This is a genomic window from Actinomadura luteofluorescens, from assembly GCF_013409365.1.
GTDB lineage: Bacteria > Actinomycetota > Actinomycetes > Streptosporangiales > Streptosporangiaceae > Spirillospora > Spirillospora luteofluorescens.
In genome coordinates this window covers 2,043,916-2,059,995 of record NZ_JACCBA010000001.1, presented here as the reverse complement: position 1 = coordinate 2,059,995, position 16,080 = coordinate 2,043,916, and the positions used below count along the sequence as shown (strand labels likewise).

Below are 16,080 nucleotides of genomic sequence, written 5' to 3'. Positions count from 1 at the left end.
GGACGCTCCCCGGATGGAGCGTGGGCCGGTTGAGAGATGACGTCGGTTGTGGTGCGGCGCGGTTGAGGCGTGCCCCGGCTTGTGGATTTCCCGGGGTGGAGCCTGGTCCGGCTCGAAGCACGGCTCGGGTTGAGAGAGATGGCGCGGGTTGTGGTGCGGCGTGGGTTGTGGTGTGGCCCGGGTCGTGGATGCCGCCCGCGACGGAGTGTGGCTCGGGTTGGTGTGGGGCTCGGCTTGGGCGTGGGTCGGGGTGGAGCGTGGGGTGGGTTGGAGTGGGGGTTGGGTGTGGTGCTGGGGGTGCGGTGTCCTTCTGGCGCGGGGGCGTTTGACTTGTGGTAAGGGGCTGGGTTTGGGGCGCTGACCTGGGGTGCTGCGGCGGTTGGGGCTGGGTGCGCCGGGTGCGGGGGGGCGTCGTTTCGTGCGTGGCGGGGCCGCTGGGGTGAGGCGCGGGTTGACGGCGGGTCGCGGTGAATGTTGACCCACGAAACATTTACGCCGACGGGGGTCCGTTCGGGTGTGGGCGAGCGGTGGGCGGTGCCCTCCCGCGGGTCGTGCGGCAGGCCTCGTGTTCCACCCATGTTGATCTCGTGTTACATGATTGTTACCGCCGACAACAAATGAACTTTCGCTGAAGTCTGGCGCGACGGACATGCGCGACGTAAGTTGCGGGACACAACATTCCCGTCGGTAGCGGGTGATCTCGCTCACCGGCTACCACCCCCGGCCGCACGGCGGCCACCCCCCAGAAAGGACCCGGGCAATGCGCAAGGGGATCCTCAGCTTCTTGGCCGTCACGACGGCGGCGGCGCTCAGCCTCACCGCGTGCGGGGACGGCGACTCCAACGACTCGGGCGGCGGCTCGAAGGGCAAGGTCGGCGTGATCCTGCCCGACACCACCTCGTCCGTCCGGTACGAGAGCTTCGACCGGCCGTACCTGGAGCAGGCCTTCAAGGCCGCCGGCGTGGCCTACGACATCCAGAACGCCGAGGGTTCGACCCAGCGCTTCCAGACGATCGCCGACCAGATGCTCACCAGCGGCGTCACGGTCCTGGTCCTGGACGGCATCGACTCCAACTCCGCGGCCGCCGTGCAGCGCAAGGCGCAGGCCCAGGGCGTCAAGACCATCGACTACGACCGGCTCTCCCTCGGCGGCGTCTCCGACTACTACGTCTCCTTCGACAACGTGAAGGTCGGCGAGGAGCTCGGCAAGGGCCTGCAGAAGTGCCTCGGGGACAAGGCGGCCAACGTCGCCTACCTGAACGGCGCTCCGACCGACAACAACGCGACGCTGTTCGCCAAGGGCGCGCACAACGTGCTCGACAAGGCGACCAACTACAAGAAGGTCGCCGAGCAGGCCGTCCCGGACTGGAAGGCCGAGCAGGCAGCCACGATCTTCGAGCAGATGTGGACCGAGAAGGGCGGCAAGATCGACGGTGTGCTCGCCGCCAACGACGGCATCGGCGGTGCGGTCATCTCGATCCTGAAGAAGAACAAGGAGGCCGGCAAGGTCGCCGTCACCGGCCAGGACGCCACGCTCGAGGGGCTGCAGAACATCCTCGACGGCAACCAGTGCATGACGGTCTACAAGCCGGTCAAGCAGGAGGCCGACGCGGCCGCCAAGCTCGCCGTCTCCCTCATCAAGGGCGAGAAGGGCGAGACGAACGGCACCACGAACGACCCGGAGGGCAAGCGGGACGTGCCGTCGGTGCTCCTGACCCCGATCGGCGTCTTCAAGGACAACATCAAGCAGGTCACGGACGACGGGTTCGTCAAGAAGGAAGACCTGTGCAAGGGCGCGTACGCGGCCAAGTGCAAGGACGCGGGCATCCAGTAGGAGCCCGACGCTGACTCCGTGGCGGGCCCCTCCCCGCTGAGGGCGTCCCGGCCTCCCGGAAACTCGGGACGCCAGGGGCCCGCCACGGGCTAGACGCCCGAACCTCTGGAAGGAAACTCGTGGCTGAAAAAGGAGACCCCGTCCTCCGCCTGACCGGGCTCAACAAGAGCTTCGGCCCCGTCCATGTGCTGCACGACGTGGACTTCTCCGTGCGCCTGGGCGAGGTCATGGCCCTCGTCGGCGACAACGGAGCCGGCAAGTCGACCCTGATCAAGTGCATCGCCGGGATCCACCCCATCGACTCGGGACAGATCGAGTTCGAGGGCAAGCCGGTCTCGATCGACGGACCGCGCACCGCTTCCGCGCTCGGCATCGAGATCGTCTACCAGGACCTCGCCCTCGCCGACAACCTCGACATCGTGCAGAACATGTTCCTCGGCCGCGAGCGGCGCAAGGGCATCGTGCTGGACGAGCCGTCGATGGAGGAGGCGGCCCGTGAGACCCTCGCCCGGCTCTCGGTCCGCACCGTCAAGTCCGTCCGCCAGCAGGTGGCGAGCCTGTCCGGCGGGCAGCGGCAGACCGTCGCCATCGCCAAGGCGGCGCTGTGGGAGTCCAAGGTCGTGATCCTGGACGAGCCCACGGCCGCGCTCGGCGTCGCCCAGACCCGGCAGGTCCTCGACCTCGTCCGGCGTCTCGCCGACACCGGGCACGCCGTCGTGCTCATCTCGCACAACATGAACGACGTGTTCGAGGTGGCCGACCGCGTCTCGGCCCTCTACCTCGGCCGGGTCGCCGCGGACGTCGCCACCTCCGAGGTGACCCACGGACAGGTCGTGGAGCTCATCACCGCCGGCCGTTCCGGTGATCTCGGCCTCGCGCCGCAGACCGCCGCCGAGAGCATCTGAAAGGGGACCAGATGTCCACTGACGCCCCCCAAAGCAAGGAGGCCGCCGTGAAGCTGGCGGACTCGGACTTCTCGAACGACCGGCGCAAGCACGACATGAACTCCGCGCTGCTGGACTACTGGCACAAGATCAAGGCCGGTGAGCTGGGCGCGCTCCCCGCCATCCTCGGCCTGATCGCGCTGGTGGCCCTGTTCACGGCGCTGAAGCCCGACACCTTCCTCAGCAAGGGCAACATCGCGAACCTGGCCACCCAGGCGCTGCCCATCACGATCCTCGCCATGGGTCTGGTCTTCGTCCTGCTGCTGGGCGAGATCGACCTGTCGGCCGGTGTGGCCAGCGGTGTCTGCGCCGCGGTGATGGCCAAGCTGATGGTCGACTCGGGACAGTCCTGGTACGTCGCGGTGCTCAGCGCCGTGGCGATCGGCGTCGTCATCGGGACGGTGATCGGCTGGCTGGTCGCGTTCCTGCGCATCCCATCGTTCGTGGTGACGCTGGCGTTCTTCCTCGGCCTCCAGGGCATCACGCTGTGGCTCATCGGCGACGGCGGGACGGTGCCCGTCCGCGACGACTTCGTCGTGGCGCTCGCCAACAAGAACATGCCGATCTGGCTCGGCTGGGTGCTCGCCATCGCCTGCGTCGTCGGCTACTCCGCGACGCTGCTGCTGCGCTGGCGCCGCCAGAACGTCCGCAACCTGCACTCCAAGCCGCTGGGCCTCGTGGTCGCGCAGTGCGCCGTCGTCGCCGCCGCGCTGCTGATCAGCACCTACGTGCTGAGCCTGGACCGCGCTCCCAGCCCGCTGATCACCCTCGGTGGGATCCCGTGGGGGGTGCTGCTCGTCGGCGGCCTGCTCGTGATCTGCACGTTCGTGCTCGGCCGCACCGGCTACGGGCGGCACATCTACGCGGTGGGCGGCAACTCCGAGGCGGCCCGCCGGGCCGGCATCAACGTCACCCGCATCAAGATCTCGGTGTTCATGATCGCCTCCGGGCTGGCGGCGGTCAGCGGCATCGTCGCCGCGTCCCGCCTCAGCTCCGTCGCGACCAACTCGGGCGGCGGCAACACGCTGCTGTACGCGGTGGGCGCCGCGGTCATCGGCGGGACGAGCCTGTTCGGCGGGCGCGGCAAGGCACGCGACGCCGTGCTCGGCGGCCTCGTCATCGCGCTCATCGAGAACGGGCTGGGGCTGCTCGGCACCAAGGCCTACCTCAGCTACCTCATCACCGGGGTCGTGCTGCTGTTCGCCGCGAGCATCGACGCCCTGGCGAGGCGCCGCCGGTCCAGCGCGGGCAGATGACCCGGTGGACGCGGTAATCCCGTGAACACGGCGACCCCGTGAGCGCGGCCGGAAACGCCCGGGAGTCGGTGGCCCGCCCCACCGGCTCCCGGGCCTGGCCGCGAGGCCGGTCGGACAGGCTCTCCGACGGTGCCCGGACGGAGAATCCGACTGCTACGCTCACTCACCACGACCGCCAGGCGCGCGGCGGCGGTGCGGCACGGTGGGAGCCCCTCGGCATGTCAGTGACGCCTGTTCTGGACCTGCGCGGCATCGACAAGAGCTTCGGCTCGGTGAAGGTGCTGCAGGACGTCGCGTTCTCCGCCTACCCGGGCGAGGTCACCGCGCTCGTCGGCGACAACGGCGCCGGCAAGACCACCCTCGTCAGGTGCATCGGCGGGATCCACTCCTTCGACAAGGGCGAGTACCGCTTCGAGGGCGAGCCGGTCCGGGTCGGGTCCCCCCGCGACGCCAGCCGCCTCGGCATCGAGATCGTCCACCAGGATCTCGCCCTCTGCGAGAACCTCGACATCGTCCAGAACCTGTTCCTCGGCCGTGAGGAGCGCCGCGGCCTCGCCCTGGACGAGACCTTCATGGAAGAGCTGGCGCGCACCACTCTGTCGGGCCTCGCCGTCCGCACGATGGGCTCGGTCCGGCAGCGGGTCTCGAACCTGTCGGGCGGCCAGCGGCAGACCGTCGCGATCGCCCGCGCCGTGCTGTGGGACAGCAAGGTCGTCGTGCTGGACGAGCCCGCCGCCGCGCTCGGCGTCGCGCAGACCCAGATGGTCCTGGAGATGGTCCGGCGGCTCGCCGACAAGGGCCTCGCGGTCGTGCTGATCTCCCACAACATGAACGACGTGTTCGCGGTCTCCGACCGGATCGCCGCGCTCTACCTCGGGCGGATGGTCGCCCAGGTCCGCACCGCCGACGTCACCCACCGGCAGGTCGTGGAGCTGATCACCTCCGGCTCCAGCGGAGAGCTGGGGCTGCGCCGATGATGAGGGCGGGCCCGTCACAGGAGGACATCCGGCGCCACAACCTCGGGACGCTGCTGCGCTTCGTGCACCTGCGCGGCCCCGCGTCCCGGGCCGTGCTCGCCGAGTCCCTCGGCCTCAACCGCAGCACGATCATGGCGCTGACGTCCGACCTCACCTCCGCCGGGCTGGTGCGCGAGGAGCTGCCGCGCGGCCCGGGGCGCCGCGCCGGGCGTCCGTCGCTCGTGGTGCGGCCCGAGTCGACCCGCGTCTACGTGCTGGCGTTCGAGGTCGGCGTCGACCGGCTCGTCGTCGCCCGCGTCGGCCTCGGCGGCGTCGTGCTGGACCGGCGCGAGGGCGTCCGCGCCCGCGACTCCGACCCCGCCGACCTGCTCGGCGTGCTCGTGGCGGGCGCCCGCTCCCTGGTCCGCAAGGCCGAGCGCGACGCCGTCTGCGTCGGCGCCGCCCTCGGCTTCCCCGGCACCGTCCGCCGCTCCGACGACTCGATCATGTTCGGGCCGAACCTGGACGTGGGCGGGCTGCGTCTCGGTGACGCCCTGTCCCGCCGGCTCGGCCTCGGCATCCCCGTCTCGGTGTGCAACGACGCCAACCTCGGCGCGGTCGCCGAGCACGAGCGCGGCGCGGGGGTGAACTGCGACAACCTCATCTACCTGCACGGCGACGTGGGCGTCGGCGGCGGCATCATCGCGCACGGCCGGCTGCTCGGCGGCGACGAGGGGTTCGGCGGCGAGATCGGGCACATGGTGATCAACCCCGGGGGCCGGCCCTGCGCCTGCGGCTCGAAGGGCTGCCTGGAGGCCGAGGTGGGGGAGCGGACGCTGCTCGACCTCGCCGGCCGCAAGGAGATCCCGGGCCAGCCCGGGCGCGACGCGGTCCGCGCCGTCGTCGCCGCGGCCGACGCCGGCGACATCAAGGCCCGGGAGGCGCTGCACCGCGTCGGCAACTGGCTCGGGCTCGGCGTCGCCAACCTCGTGAACCTCTTCAACCCGGGCCTGGTCATCTTCGGCGGCACGCTCCGCGACATCTTCCTGGGCGCCGCCGCGCAGATCCGCAGCGTCCTGGCGACCAGCGCCCTCGCCGCCCCCCGCGAGAAGGTCAAGCTGCGCACCGCCACCCTGGGGGACGACACCACCCTGGTCGGCGCCGCCGAGTTCGCCTTCGCCGAGGTGCTGGCCGACCCCGTCCAGGTCCTGACGCGGCTCAGAGCCCCTGAGACGGTGTGAAGCGCGTGAAGGCGCCGTAGCCGCTCCCGTAGAAGACCAGGGGGCCCGCGCCCTGGTGCTCCGCGAGGTCGTGGGCGCGGGCGACGACGATCAGATGGTCGCCGGCGACGTGCTCCTGCTCGACCGAGCACTCGATCCAGGCCAGCGCGCCGTCGATCAGGGGAGCGCCGCCGGGGCCGCGAGTCCAGCGGACGCCGTCGAACTTCTCCGGGCCGCTTCCGAAGGCGAGCCGGTCGGAGACGTCCCGTTGCGGCTCGGCCAGGATGTTGACGCACAGGCGGGCCGCGGTGCGCATGATCGGCCAGGTGGTGCTGGTGTGCGCCACGCAGAACGCCACCAGGGGCGGGTCGAGGGAGACGGACGTGAACGAGTTCACGGCCAGGCCCGCGGGGAGCCCCGATGCGGGATCGATGGCGGTGACGGCGACGACACCGGTGGGGAACCTGCCCAGCACCGAGCGGAACGCGGCCGGGTCGAGGCCGGTCGCCGAGGGGCCGGACGAGCGGTCGGGCGATCCGTGCATTGGGGTCCGTTCCGTCGGCGGGGGTACGTCGATGTCCACTAAAGCCCGCGCCGCGGCTTGCTGATTCCCCTCCGGGGCGATCTCCGTCGAAGGTCCCGCCCGGGTTCGGTCCGCGGACGGAGGCCGCCGCTACGGGCGCGGCGCCTCGGCGGGAGTCTGGGCCGGGACGGCCGTGTAGGGGGTGAGGAACACGACCGCGGACATGCCGTCCATGATCAGGCGTCCGGTGCCGGCCAGCGCCGCCCTGGCGCGGGCCGGGAGGCGCGGGCCCTCGTGCAGCCCGGCCCAGGCGATCCAGCCGACCCCGACGACGGCCCAGTAGGAGACGAGCCGGTACAGGCCGACGGCCGCGGCGGCGGGTGACAGCGTCGCGCCGAACGCCACCAGCGACGCGGCCATGCTGCCCTCGATGGCGCCGAGGCCGCCGGGCAGGAGCGGGAGCAGGCTGCCCGCCGCCTGGGCGGCGAAGTAGGTGAGGGCGACGCCGTTCGGTGCGACGTCGACGCCGACCGCGTGCGCCGCCGACAGCAGCGCCAGGATGTCGAACACCCAGTTCAGCAGGGCCAGCGCGATGAGCGCGGCCCAGTCGCGCAGGGTCGGCCGCAGGATGTCGCGGGCGCCCGCGAGCCGCTCCGCGTACGGTGCGATCTTCGGATGGGCGAGCGCGGCCCGGTGGGCGCGGCGCAGCGGCGCCGTCAACAGGGCGCGCAGCGGGCGCCACCGCAGCGCGGGGACGAGCAGCACGGCCAGGACCAGCGGGACGGCCAGGGCGAGCAGCGCGAAACCGCGGGCGTGCGGGTCGGCCACCAGTGCCAGGAGGCCGATCAGGGAGTAGGCCGAGGTGGTGATCACTCCGCCGGCCAGGATCACGGCGGTGGCGAGCTGGGTCGAGGCGCCCGCGCGGCGGAACTGCCGGAACGTGTAGACCACGCTCACCGCCGGGCCCGCCGGCAGCGTCGTGGACAGGGCGTTGCCCGCGTAGGTGATCGCGAACGCGCGGCGCAGCGGCATCCGCAGCCCGCCGACGCGCAGCAGCCGGCGCTGGAGCCGGGCGAACGCGCCCATCGAGCCCGCCACGGCCAGCACGACCATGGTCAGCCAGCCCGGGTCGGCGTGCGAGGCGGCCCTCCAGATGGCACCGAGGTCGGGGAGTTCGTCGCGGTAGAGGGGGAGGGCGGCCAGGGCGCCGAGGACCAGCGCCCACTGGACGATCAGACCGGCTCTGCGCCGCCACCACGGGCGCGCCGGGGCCTGCTCGTCAGGCTCGTTCAGGAGGGGGAACGGCGGGTCGGCTTCGGCCGGGGGACGGACCGGTGCCGTGACTGTGTCGTTCATGTCCCGGTCACCTCGCAAGCTCGCCCGCCATGCGCAACCTACGGTCCGGGTAGGACATTCCCCCGGGAGTGAAAACAAACCGCAAAGTGACTTGCGCCACGTCCGTCGCGAGGACGCGGCCGGCGGGCGGATCGAAGACCTGTCGCAGTGCCTCGCCGGATGATCGTTTGATGTCCGGCGTTTCTGTTCTGTCCTGATTTCTGCCCGTTCTCGCGGAAAGGACGCCATCCGGATCGGGTGAAGGCCGGGCGCCGCCTCGCGCGCGCCCGGCCCCGGGACGACGGCGGCGCCCGCACCGGGTGCCGGTGCGGGCGCCGCCGTCACGGTCACGGCCTGCGGGTGGGGTTGACCGCGTCCTCCTCGGCCGGCCTGATCGGCGTGGGGCGCTCCTCGTCGCCCTCCCGCGCGGTCTGCCGCTCGTACTCGGTGATGCCGACGCCGTCGCGGCTCTCCTCGGGCTCCTCGATCCTCAGCTCCTCGGGCGGGTCGTTCACATATTCCTCGGTCAGGGCGATCTGCTCGTCCTGGGTGTTGTCTCCCATGTCATCGATGTCCTCGCGGAAGTCGCGGGACTCACCGGGCTCGCGTGCCCTCATGACTCCTCCCGGTCCGGATCGGGTTCGCTGATCGGTCCGGTATCCCCGATGACCGGCGCCCTACTCCCGGTCGCGGACGGCGACGAGCCCGCCGACGACGCCCAAGTACGCGGTCCCGTCCGGGCCGAGGGTGACGGGCGCCCAGCTGTTGTCGAACCATTTGCCCGTCCCGGTGAGCACCTTGTAGGCCGTCCGGCCCGTGTGGACGTCCACCGCGGTCAGGTACCAGGCGTCGATGAGGTCCCTGCGCGGCTCCTTCGTGTAGAGGTACAGCAGCCCCGCGGGCACGGAGACCTTGGAGACGGTGGACGGGGAGCGCTCCTTGCTCGTCCAGACCGTCTCGCAGCCCGTCCCGTCCGGCCTCACGTCCACGCGGCTCACCCCGCCCACGCTCGACCCGCCCGGCGGCAGGTCGAAGAAGTTGCGGTAGCCGTAGTTGTTCTCGACGAACAGGCTCCGGCCGTAGCCGATGAGCGAGTTGTCCGTCGCGCTCGCCCCGCTCCCGAACACCGGGACCTGGCAGACGAGCCCGCCGTCGTCCGCGCGCCGGACGATCACGTGCATGCGGTCGTCGGCGTTGTCGGTGACGGCCACGTAGCCGTCGCCGAAGAACGTGGGGGTCGTCCCGGACCCCTGGTCGATCTGCCCGGGCTTGCGCCCGCTGCCCCGGTCGTAGGGCTGCCGCCAGACGACCTCCGGGGTCCCGTCGGCTCCGGCCCGCATCCGGTAGAGCGCGTGGTCGGACACGACCGAGACACCGTTCTCGGCCGCCGCGAACGAGTTCTGGATGCCCTCGCCCGCCAGCCGCGTCGTCCGGACGTCCCCGGACTCGGGATCCACCGTCCCTACTCGGCCGCCCCTGGTGATCCACCAGATCAGGCCGGTCCAGTCGGGCCCGACCGCGGTCACGGGGTCGCATTCCCCCTTCGGCCACGGGTTCGTCCACGTGGCGCAGTCGTGGGGGAGGTACGGGGCGAGGTCCCAGTCATCGGTGACCGTGAAGCGCCAGGCGCCGTCCGGGCCCTTCTCGTGCGCGAAACGGCGCAGGTGGAAGGCCGAGTCCGCGAGCACGGCGCGGTCCTGCGGATCCAGGTAGTAGTACGCCCCGCCGGAGGTGTCGGTGAAGACCGTGTCGAGGCTCAGCGAGAACACCGCCTGGACGGTGGACGGCCTGGGCGGCAGCTCGTAGGTCGCGAGGTCCTCCAGCGTCCTCGGATCGATCAGCCGCAGCATGAGGTTCTGCCCGCGGGTGCACTGCGCGACGATCAGACCCGTCCGGCGGGCGAACGTCACCGTCGAGCACAGCCCCGGCAGGCCGCCGCCCTTGGCTTCGCCGAGCACCTGCGGATCGCGGCCGAGCGGGCCCATGAACGGATAGGTGTCGGACGCGTAGCTGTCGGCGTGCATGGACGACGTCCCCACCGGCCCCTGGTGCGGGTTGGCCGGGACGGGCCGCCCCGCGAGCGGCGAAGGGGTGGCCGGCGCTCCGACGTAGGCCGGGACGAGCCCCTTGCCGGGGCCGTCGGGGATCGGGTCGGCCGCCGCCGGGACCGCCGTGCCCGCCAGGACGGCGGACAGGAGGGCGGCGAGCAGGGGTCTGCGCATGGAGGGCTCCCTTGACCGGACATGGGTGGCCCCGGTCGCGCCCTCCGGGACGACCACCGCGTAAAAGGTTGATCGTCCGGCGCGCCCCGATGGTTACGATCCGGGGCATGGGCGTACAAGCTGTGATCTTCGACTGGGGCGGCACGCTGACCCCCTGGCACGACCTCGAACTCGCCGACATCTGGCGCACCGTCTGCGCCGCCCACCTCCCACCGGACGCCGTCGAGAAGACCGTCGCCGCCCTCGTCGCCGCCGAGGACGAGCTGTGGCGCCGCGGCACCGAGGAGCACCGGAGCGCCACGCTCGCCGAGGCGTTCGCGATGGCCGGGGTGGAGCCGAGCGAGGCCCTCCTGGACACCCACTTCGAGACGTGGACCCCGCACACCCACACCGACCCCGCCGTCCCCGGCCTGTTCACCGCCCTCCGCGAGCGCGGCATCAAGATCGGCGTACTGTCCAACACCATCTGGACCCGCGACTGGCACGAGCGCGTCTTCGCCCGCGACGACGTCCTCGGCATGCTCGACGGAGCCGTCTACTCCAGCGAGATCCCCTGGACGAAACCGCACGCCGAGGCGTTCCGCGCCGCCATGGACGCCGTCGGCGCCACCGACCCCGGCTCGTGCGTCTTCGTCGGCGACCGTCCGTTCGACGACATCCACGGAGCCAAGGCCGCCGGGCTGCGGGCCGTCCAGATCTGGCACCAGACCACCCACGCCTTCGACCGTCCGGGCCTCACGCCGCCCGACGCCCTCATCCACGACCTGGACGAGCTGCTCCCGCACGTGGAGCGGTGGCACTCAGCCTGACGGCTTGGACGCCACGATGAGGTCGCGGGAGATGGCCTGGTCGACGCGGTGGCGGAAACCGCGGTAGGCGTCGGAGTCCCGGACGTCCAGGCCGCTGGAGGCCAGGATCTCCGCGAGCTGCTCGCGGCGGCCGACGAAGGTGTTCCAGGAGATGCCGACGGCGCCCCCCGGACGCAGCAGCCGCGCCCACTCGGGGACGGCGGCCGTGAGCAGCTCCACCGGGCTGCGCGACAGCTGCGGGCCGCCCTTGCGGCCGGGCTGCGCCCCCTTCGGGCGGCTGCCGTGCTGGACGCCGTAGGGGGCGTCCGTCACGATCAGGTCGAACGAGGCGGGGCGGAAGAACCGGCCGGCGCCGAGCGAGTCGGCGTTCACGACGGTGATCTCCATCGTCTCGCCGCTCTTGTAGCGCTCCTTGGACGCGCCGAGCGTCACGTGCAGGCGGCGTCCGAGGACGGCCTTCTCGCGGCGCACGTTGGTGACCTCGGCCTGGTGCTTGACGCGGTTGTTCTTCAGCCAGGTCTTGATGAAGGCCGTGTAGGCGTCGAAGTCCTTGCCGTCGATGTCCATCCCCGCGGCGTCCAGCCCGTACATCATGGCCTGGTTGAGCGTCGTGCCCCGCCCGCACATGGGGTCGAACACGCGGGGGCGCCCGGTTATCAGGTCCATGGGGGAGTCGGTCGCCATAGCGGTGACGTTCAGCAGCAGCTTGGTGAAGTACTCGTTCGTCTTGCCCGAGTACTTCTGGATGGTGAGCAGGTCGCTGCCGAACAGGTCCAGAGGCTGGAGCCCGACCGGGCGGAGCAGTTCGCCCTCGATCTGGAACAGCGCGTAGAGCGACGACAGGTTCGACAGGAGACGCACGTCCTGCTCCGTCAACTCGTCGGCGGAGAACGTCACGTAGGGGACGCCGCCGATCGAGGTCTCCTCGATGTCGCGGACGCGTCCGCCGAGAGCCCGTTCGCTGAACACCGCCAGTTCCGCCTTCACCAGGTCGGCGGCGGCCTGGGCATAGACCCGGTTGTGCGAGGGGGAGACGAGAAGGCCGTACGCGGTCATTTGGTGGACCCTACTGGACCTCGGGAGCGCGGACCGCCCTCACGGACGCGTCCGGCGGTCTCCGCGCGGCCCTTGGACGGGCCGCTCCTCCCCGGTCAGGCCGCTCGGGCCGGGCGGTCCCCGGGCGTGCCGCCCGTTTCGGACGGCGGCTCCGGATCAGGATCGGCGGGGGCGGGCAGGGCCCGCCCCTCCTGGGCGGCGGGCAGCTCCGGCGTGTCCGGGCCCTCCACCGGAGGAAGGTCCGGAAGGTGCCGCGCGGCGGCGTTGAGCAGCTCCCCGACGCGGCTCTTGAGGCTGGCGAGATCGGCCCGCGCCACGTCCGCCTGCGCCTGCGCCCTGCGCGCCTGGCGCCGCGCGGCGTCGCGCTCGGCCGCCAGCCGGGTCAGCTGCTCGTGGTAGACGGCCCGCAGTTCGTCGAGGGCGCTCGTCCTGCCCGGCTGCGGATTCGTGGTCACGTGGGCTCCCTCCCCCGAAGTCATCCCGCAATGGGACTAACGTCGCTTATCGGACGCTTCGTTCCCAGCGTGTTGAAGATCATTCACCGGGTTCGGGACGGGGGGACAGCGCCGCGGACGGCAGCCCCGGGAACGCCTCCGACGGCGACCCCGCGCCCGCCCTGGACCGCCAGCGCGCCGCCCACGCGCAGGCCCGCTGCGCGCTGTCGGCGGCGAAGGCGCGCAGGTCGGGGGAGGAGACGCCCGCGAGACCGACGTAGGCGGGCACGAGGCCGTCCTCCAGGGCCGCCGCGAGCTGCGCGGCGCTGCGGGCGGAGGTGACCTGGACGGGCAGCCGGTAGGCGGACGCCGCGGCGGCCGGCGCGACCGACAGGATCGAGACCAGCTGGTCCCGCCGGGCGCGGTGCACGTTCCACAGGTCCTTCGCGGTCTGCCGGAGCGAGCCCCGCAGGCGGGCCCCGAGCACCCCGTACCCGTAGACGGCCGCGTGCTCGGCGCTCAGCGCGGCCTGCAGGGCCTCGGCGTCCGACCTCGACCGGACGGGCGGCGCCCCGCCCTTGACGGTCATGGCGTGCCCGGCCTCGCAGGCGCCGATGCTGGCCAGCAGCTGCGCGAGCGCCGGACCGGCCTTGGCGGCGTCGGCCATGCGCCCCCGCGCCGCGCGGTCCTCCATGTCGCGCAGGGCCGCCAGGCCCGCGGAGCCCGCTGGAACCTGCGCCGCAGCGGGCGAGGGGATGGCGCCGCCCTCGTCCGCCCGGTCTCCCGAGCCGGGGACGTAGTGCCGCTTCAACACGGCCAGATGCCTGCGGTGATGGGCGAGCACGGGATCGAGGCGCCCGGCCCGCGAGGTGTCCGCCGACCGCGCGGCCTCGTAGACGGCGATCAGGTTCTGCTCGGCGGCGATCGCGCCCACCAGCGTCGGCACGTCCTCGCGCGGGGCGGCCTGCGCGGCGCAGGAGGCGACCCACGGCAGCACCGGCACCACGCCGCCGCCCAGCAATGCGGCCCGGCCCAGCAACGCGCGGCGTGACAGAGCCTGCGTCGAGCGTGACATCACTTGCCCCGGCGGTGGTGCGGCCTCTGGCAAAGGAAGTCTCCTCACCCGGTGGCGGAGGTGGCGGCGGCCCGCTGGGGCCGCGGTCCGCGGACGCGCCCATCAGGCCTGCTCAAGCATTCCATATCCGCCGCGCCGGAGAGCCGCCGGAAAGACCGCCGCGGTCCCCGGCTGTCGATAGTCTTGAGGTGTCGGCGGACGAGCGGCGACCCCGCCATCGCAGGCGAACGAACAGATCGCACGTGCACAACAACAGGAGGAGGGCCCATGAGCGTCGAGTCCCGTGGCGGCCGCGCTCAGGGAAGGCGCGGCCGGCAGGAGGAGGCGGCCCCGCCGCGCGGCCCCGCGCGCCCGCCGCGCGACACCGCCCGGCCGAGCCGCGACGAGGCAGCCGCGGCCCTCAGCAGGCTGCTCGCGCCGGCGGTGGCCGAGGCGGGCTACGACCTGGAGGAGGTCGACGTGCGGCCCGCCGGTCGCCGCCGGCTGGTCAGGGTCGTCGTCGACGCCGACGGCGGGATCGGCCTCGACGACATCGCCCGGCTGAGCGAGACGACCTCCGAGCTGCTCGACGGATCCGACCTCATGGGAACCTCGCCCTACGTGCTGGAGGTGACCTCGCCTGGCGTCGACCGCCCCCTCACCGAGCCGCGGCATTGGCGTCGCGCCGTCGGCCGGCTGATCGTCGCGCCCCTGACCGAGGGAGGCCAGATCGAGGGCCGCGTGGTCGCGGCCGACGACGAGGCCGTTGAGATCGAGGTCGTCCAGAAGCGCCGGGGCAAGGGAGCCGGGGCCGGTGGCGGCAAGGCCGCCGGGCCCAGGTCCTCCGCCGGGGGGTCCGGGGGGTCGTCCTCGCCGAAGGGGAAGACCACCGGGCCTGAGACCGTGCGGCGCCGGTTCGGCCTGGGCGAGCTGGGGCGCGGCCGGGTGCAGGTGGAGTTCGCGCCTTCGTCGCCGGCCGAGGAATCGCGTTCTCCGGCGCAGCCGGACTAGAGGGGGGAACCTCGTGGACATCGACATGACCGCCCTTCGGGGCCTGGAGAGCGAGAAGGACATCTCGCTCGACGTGGCCGTCAAGGCCATCGAAGACGCCCTATTGATCGCCTACCACCGGACGGAGGGCGCGGCGCCGAAGGCGCGCGTCGACCTGGACCGGCAGAGCGGCCACGTGACCGTGTGGGCGACCGAGACCGACGACGAGGGCAACGCCGTCGGCGAGTACGACGACACCCCGACGGGGTTCGGCCGCATCGCCGCGACCACCGCCAAGCAGGTGATCCTCCAGCGCCTGCGCGACGCGGAGGACGAGCTGACCTTCGGCGAGTACGCGGGCCGCGAGGGCGACATCGTCAGCGGCATCATCCAGCAGGGCAAGGACCCGCGCAGCGTGCTGGTCGACCTCGGCAAGATCGAGGCGATCCTGCCGCCGCAGGAGCAGGTGCCCGGCGAGCGCTACGAGCACGGCGAGCGGCTGCGCGCCTACGTGGTGCAGGTCCGCAAGGGCCACCGCGGCCCGTCGGTGCAGCTGTCGCGCACCCACCCGAACCTCGTCCGCAAGCTGTTCGCGCTGGAGGTCCCGGAGATCGCCGACGGCACCGTGGAGATCGCGGCGATCGCCCGGGAGGCCGGCCACCGCACCAAGATCGCGGTTCGCTCCCGCAAGTCCGGGGTGAACGCCAAGGGGGCCTGCATCGGCCCGCTCGGCAGCCGCGTCCGCAACGTGATGGGCGAGCTGCACGGCGAGAAGATCGACATCGTGGACTGGTCGGAGGACCCCGCGGAGTTCGTCGGGAATGCCCTGTCCCCGGCGCGTGTTTCGAGTGTCGAGGTGGTCGACGCCGACGCCCGGGTCGCCCGGGTCGTCGTGCCCGACTACCAGCTGTCCCTCGCCATCGGCAAGGAGGGGCAGAACGCCCGGCTCGCCGCCCGGCTCACCGGTTGGCGGATCGACATCCGGTCCGACACCGAGCCGGTACAGACGCCCCCGGACGAGGCCGGAACCGGCGAATCCGGATCTTCTGCGTCAGGAGAGCATGCGACAGGCCCCGCCGACGCCTCGGCGCGGTAGACTCATGGGACGTGGCCGGGCGGCCCCTGTTCGCACGTGCGTGGGTTGCCGGGTTCGCACGGTCAAGTCCGACTTGCTGCGCCTGGTGGTGGTCGAGGGCGTCATCGTCCCCGATCCCCGTGGGCGGCTGCCGGGACGGGGTGCGCATCTGCATCCCGATCCGGAGTGTCTCGCACTCGCAGAGCGGCGTCGGGCGTTCCCGCGGGCGTTCCGCCTGCCGGGCCCGCTCGACGCCGGTCCGCTGCGGGAGCGACTTGCGGCCCCAGCCGCGCAGCAGCAGGATGGCCGAATGGTAAGCGACGTCTAGTCGGAAGCAGGTCGAGATTGCTATGAGCGCTCGATGAGCACGCC

The 16,080-nt window shown here is 72.2% G+C and carries 16 protein-coding genes; 9 read left to right on the top strand and 7 right to left on the bottom strand.

Annotation, left to right across the window (positions count from 1 at the left end; genetic code table 11):
* Positions 1 to 760: 760 nt before the first annotated feature.
* From BJY14_RS09365 to BJY14_RS09345, 5 genes are all read left to right on the top strand, one after another.
* Positions 761 to 1,834, top strand: coding sequence for a sugar ABC transporter substrate-binding protein (locus BJY14_RS09365; protein ID WP_179843246.1), 1,074 nt, complete (start codon positions 761 to 763; stop codon positions 1,832 to 1,834).
* A 119-nt stretch (positions 1,835 to 1,953) separates the two neighbouring features.
* On the top strand, positions 1,954 to 2,739 hold the full coding sequence (locus tag BJY14_RS09360; protein ID WP_179843245.1) for an ATP-binding cassette domain-containing protein: 786 nt from the start codon (positions 1,954 to 1,956) through the stop codon (positions 2,737 to 2,739).
* Between the two features lie 11 nt (positions 2,740 to 2,750).
* On the top strand, positions 2,751 to 4,034 hold the full coding sequence (locus BJY14_RS09355) for a sugar ABC transporter permease (RefSeq protein WP_179843244.1): 1,284 nt from the start codon (positions 2,751 to 2,753) through the stop codon (positions 4,032 to 4,034).
* 218 nt (positions 4,035 to 4,252) lie between these two features.
* Positions 4,253 to 5,011 carry an ATP-binding cassette domain-containing protein gene (locus tag BJY14_RS09350; protein WP_179843243.1) on the top strand — a complete coding sequence of 253 codons (759 nt, stop codon included), beginning with the start codon at positions 4,253 to 4,255 and terminating at the stop codon, positions 5,009 to 5,011.
* A complete protein-coding gene (locus BJY14_RS09345) occupies positions 5,011 to 6,231 on the top strand; it encodes an ROK family transcriptional regulator (RefSeq protein ID WP_179849266.1) in 1,221 nt (406 codons plus the stop codon). Before BJY14_RS09350 ends, BJY14_RS09345 begins: the two co-directional genes overlap by 1 nt.
* Here the strand turns inward: BJY14_RS09345 and BJY14_RS09340 are convergent.
* The 4 genes from BJY14_RS09340 to BJY14_RS09325 all read right to left on the bottom strand — a co-directional run bounded on the left by BJY14_RS09340 (position 6,209) and on the right by BJY14_RS09325 (position 10,290).
* The gene (locus BJY14_RS09340; protein ID WP_179843242.1) at positions 6,209 to 6,754 is read right to left on the bottom strand and encodes a flavin reductase family protein; all 546 of its coding nucleotides are present in this window, start codon (positions 6,752 to 6,754) and stop codon (positions 6,209 to 6,211) included. The genes BJY14_RS09345 and BJY14_RS09340 overlap by 23 nt on opposite strands.
* 129 nt (positions 6,755 to 6,883) lie before the next feature.
* Positions 6,884 to 8,089, bottom strand: a complete 1,206-nt coding sequence (locus tag BJY14_RS09335) for a lysylphosphatidylglycerol synthase transmembrane domain-containing protein (protein ID WP_179843241.1) — start codon at positions 8,087 to 8,089, stop codon at positions 6,884 to 6,886.
* A gap of 326 nt (positions 8,090 to 8,415) precedes the next feature.
* Positions 8,416 to 8,685: a hypothetical protein gene (locus BJY14_RS09330; RefSeq protein WP_179843240.1), complete on the bottom strand. Its 270-nt coding sequence runs from the start codon at positions 8,683 to 8,685 to the stop codon at positions 8,416 to 8,418.
* Positions 8,686 to 8,745: 60 nt separating this feature from the next.
* Positions 8,746 to 10,290 carry a PQQ-binding-like beta-propeller repeat protein gene (locus BJY14_RS09325; protein ID WP_179843239.1) on the bottom strand — a complete coding sequence of 515 codons (1,545 nt, stop codon included), beginning with the start codon at positions 10,288 to 10,290 and terminating at the stop codon, positions 8,746 to 8,748.
* Between the two features lie 107 nt (positions 10,291 to 10,397).
* On the opposite strand from BJY14_RS09325, the gene BJY14_RS09320 reads away from it, so the two are divergent.
* Positions 10,398 to 11,099, top strand: a complete 702-nt coding sequence (locus BJY14_RS09320) for an HAD family hydrolase (protein ID WP_179843238.1) — start codon at positions 10,398 to 10,400, stop codon at positions 11,097 to 11,099.
* On the opposite strand, the gene BJY14_RS09315 is transcribed toward BJY14_RS09320, so the two are convergent.
* From BJY14_RS09315 to BJY14_RS45010, 3 genes are all read right to left on the bottom strand, one after another.
* A complete protein-coding gene (locus BJY14_RS09315; RefSeq protein WP_179843237.1) occupies positions 11,091 to 12,155 on the bottom strand; it encodes a TRM11 family SAM-dependent methyltransferase in 1,065 nt (354 codons plus the stop codon). The two genes, BJY14_RS09320 and BJY14_RS09315, sit on opposite strands and share 9 nt — an antisense overlap.
* Positions 12,156 to 12,250: 95 nt before the next feature.
* Positions 12,251 to 12,610: a hypothetical protein gene (locus BJY14_RS09310; RefSeq protein ID WP_179843236.1), complete on the bottom strand. Its 360-nt coding sequence runs from the start codon at positions 12,608 to 12,610 to the stop codon at positions 12,251 to 12,253.
* 79 nt (positions 12,611 to 12,689) lie between these two features.
* Complete coding sequence (locus tag BJY14_RS45010) at positions 12,690 to 13,664, bottom strand: ferritin-like domain-containing protein (protein WP_246395858.1); 975 nt, start codon at positions 13,662 to 13,664, stop codon at positions 12,690 to 12,692.
* 267 nt (positions 13,665 to 13,931) lie between these two features.
* On the opposite strand from BJY14_RS45010, the gene rimP reads away from it, so the two are divergent.
* The 3 genes from rimP to BJY14_RS09290 are packed head-to-tail and all read left to right on the top strand — an operon-like array spanning position 13,932 to position 16,036.
* Positions 13,932 to 14,654 (top strand): ribosome maturation factor RimP, encoded by a 723-nt coding sequence (rimP, locus tag BJY14_RS09300; RefSeq protein WP_179843235.1) that lies wholly within the window; start codon positions 13,932 to 13,934, stop codon positions 14,652 to 14,654.
* Between the two features lie 25 nt (positions 14,655 to 14,679).
* Positions 14,680 to 15,729: a transcription termination factor NusA gene (nusA, locus tag BJY14_RS09295; protein WP_179843234.1), complete on the top strand. Its 1,050-nt coding sequence runs from the start codon at positions 14,680 to 14,682 to the stop codon at positions 15,727 to 15,729.
* Entirely contained in the window at positions 15,695 to 16,036 is a 342-nt protein-coding gene (locus tag BJY14_RS09290) for a YlxR family protein (protein ID WP_312879089.1), read from the top strand. The genes nusA and BJY14_RS09290 overlap by 35 nt, the downstream gene beginning before the upstream one ends.
* Positions 16,037 to 16,080: the final 44 nt, after the last annotated feature.

Bases quoted from the DNA above. Each gene is read 5' to 3' on its own strand.
- BJY14_RS09365 (WP_179843246.1), top strand. From the start codon at position 761: ATGCGCAAGGGGATCCTCAGCTTCTTGGCCGTCACGACGGCGGCGGCG.
- BJY14_RS09355 (WP_179843244.1), top strand. From the start codon at position 2,751: ATGTCCACTGACGCCCCCCAAAGCAAGGAGGCCGCCGTGAAGCTGGCG.
- BJY14_RS09350 (WP_179843243.1), top strand. From the start codon at position 4,253: ATGTCAGTGACGCCTGTTCTGGACCTGCGCGGCATCGACAAGAGCTTC.
- BJY14_RS09345 (WP_179849266.1), top strand. From the start codon at position 5,011: ATGAGGGCGGGCCCGTCACAGGAGGACATCCGGCGCCACAACCTCGGG.
- BJY14_RS09340 (WP_179843242.1), bottom strand. From the start codon at position 6,754: ATGCACGGATCGCCCGACCGCTCGTCCGGCCCCTCGGCGACCGGCCTC.
- BJY14_RS09335 (WP_179843241.1), bottom strand. From the start codon at position 8,089: ATGAACGACACAGTCACGGCACCGGTCCGTCCCCCGGCCGAAGCCGAC.
- BJY14_RS09330 (WP_179843240.1), bottom strand. From the start codon at position 8,685: ATGAGGGCACGCGAGCCCGGTGAGTCCCGCGACTTCCGCGAGGACATC.
- BJY14_RS09325 (WP_179843239.1), bottom strand. From the start codon at position 10,290: ATGCGCAGACCCCTGCTCGCCGCCCTCCTGTCCGCCGTCCTGGCGGGC.
- BJY14_RS09320 (WP_179843238.1), top strand. From the start codon at position 10,398: ATGGGCGTACAAGCTGTGATCTTCGACTGGGGCGGCACGCTGACCCCC.
- BJY14_RS09315 (WP_179843237.1), bottom strand. From the start codon at position 12,155: ATGACCGCGTACGGCCTTCTCGTCTCCCCCTCGCACAACCGGGTCTAT.
- BJY14_RS45010 (WP_246395858.1), bottom strand. From the start codon at position 13,664: ATGTCACGCTCGACGCAGGCTCTGTCACGCCGCGCGTTGCTGGGCCGG.
- rimP (WP_179843235.1), top strand. From the start codon at position 13,932: ATGAGCGTCGAGTCCCGTGGCGGCCGCGCTCAGGGAAGGCGCGGCCGG.
- nusA (WP_179843234.1), top strand. From the start codon at position 14,680: ATGACCGCCCTTCGGGGCCTGGAGAGCGAGAAGGACATCTCGCTCGAC.
- BJY14_RS09290 (WP_312879089.1), top strand. From the start codon at position 15,695: ATGCGACAGGCCCCGCCGACGCCTCGGCGCGGTAGACTCATGGGACGT.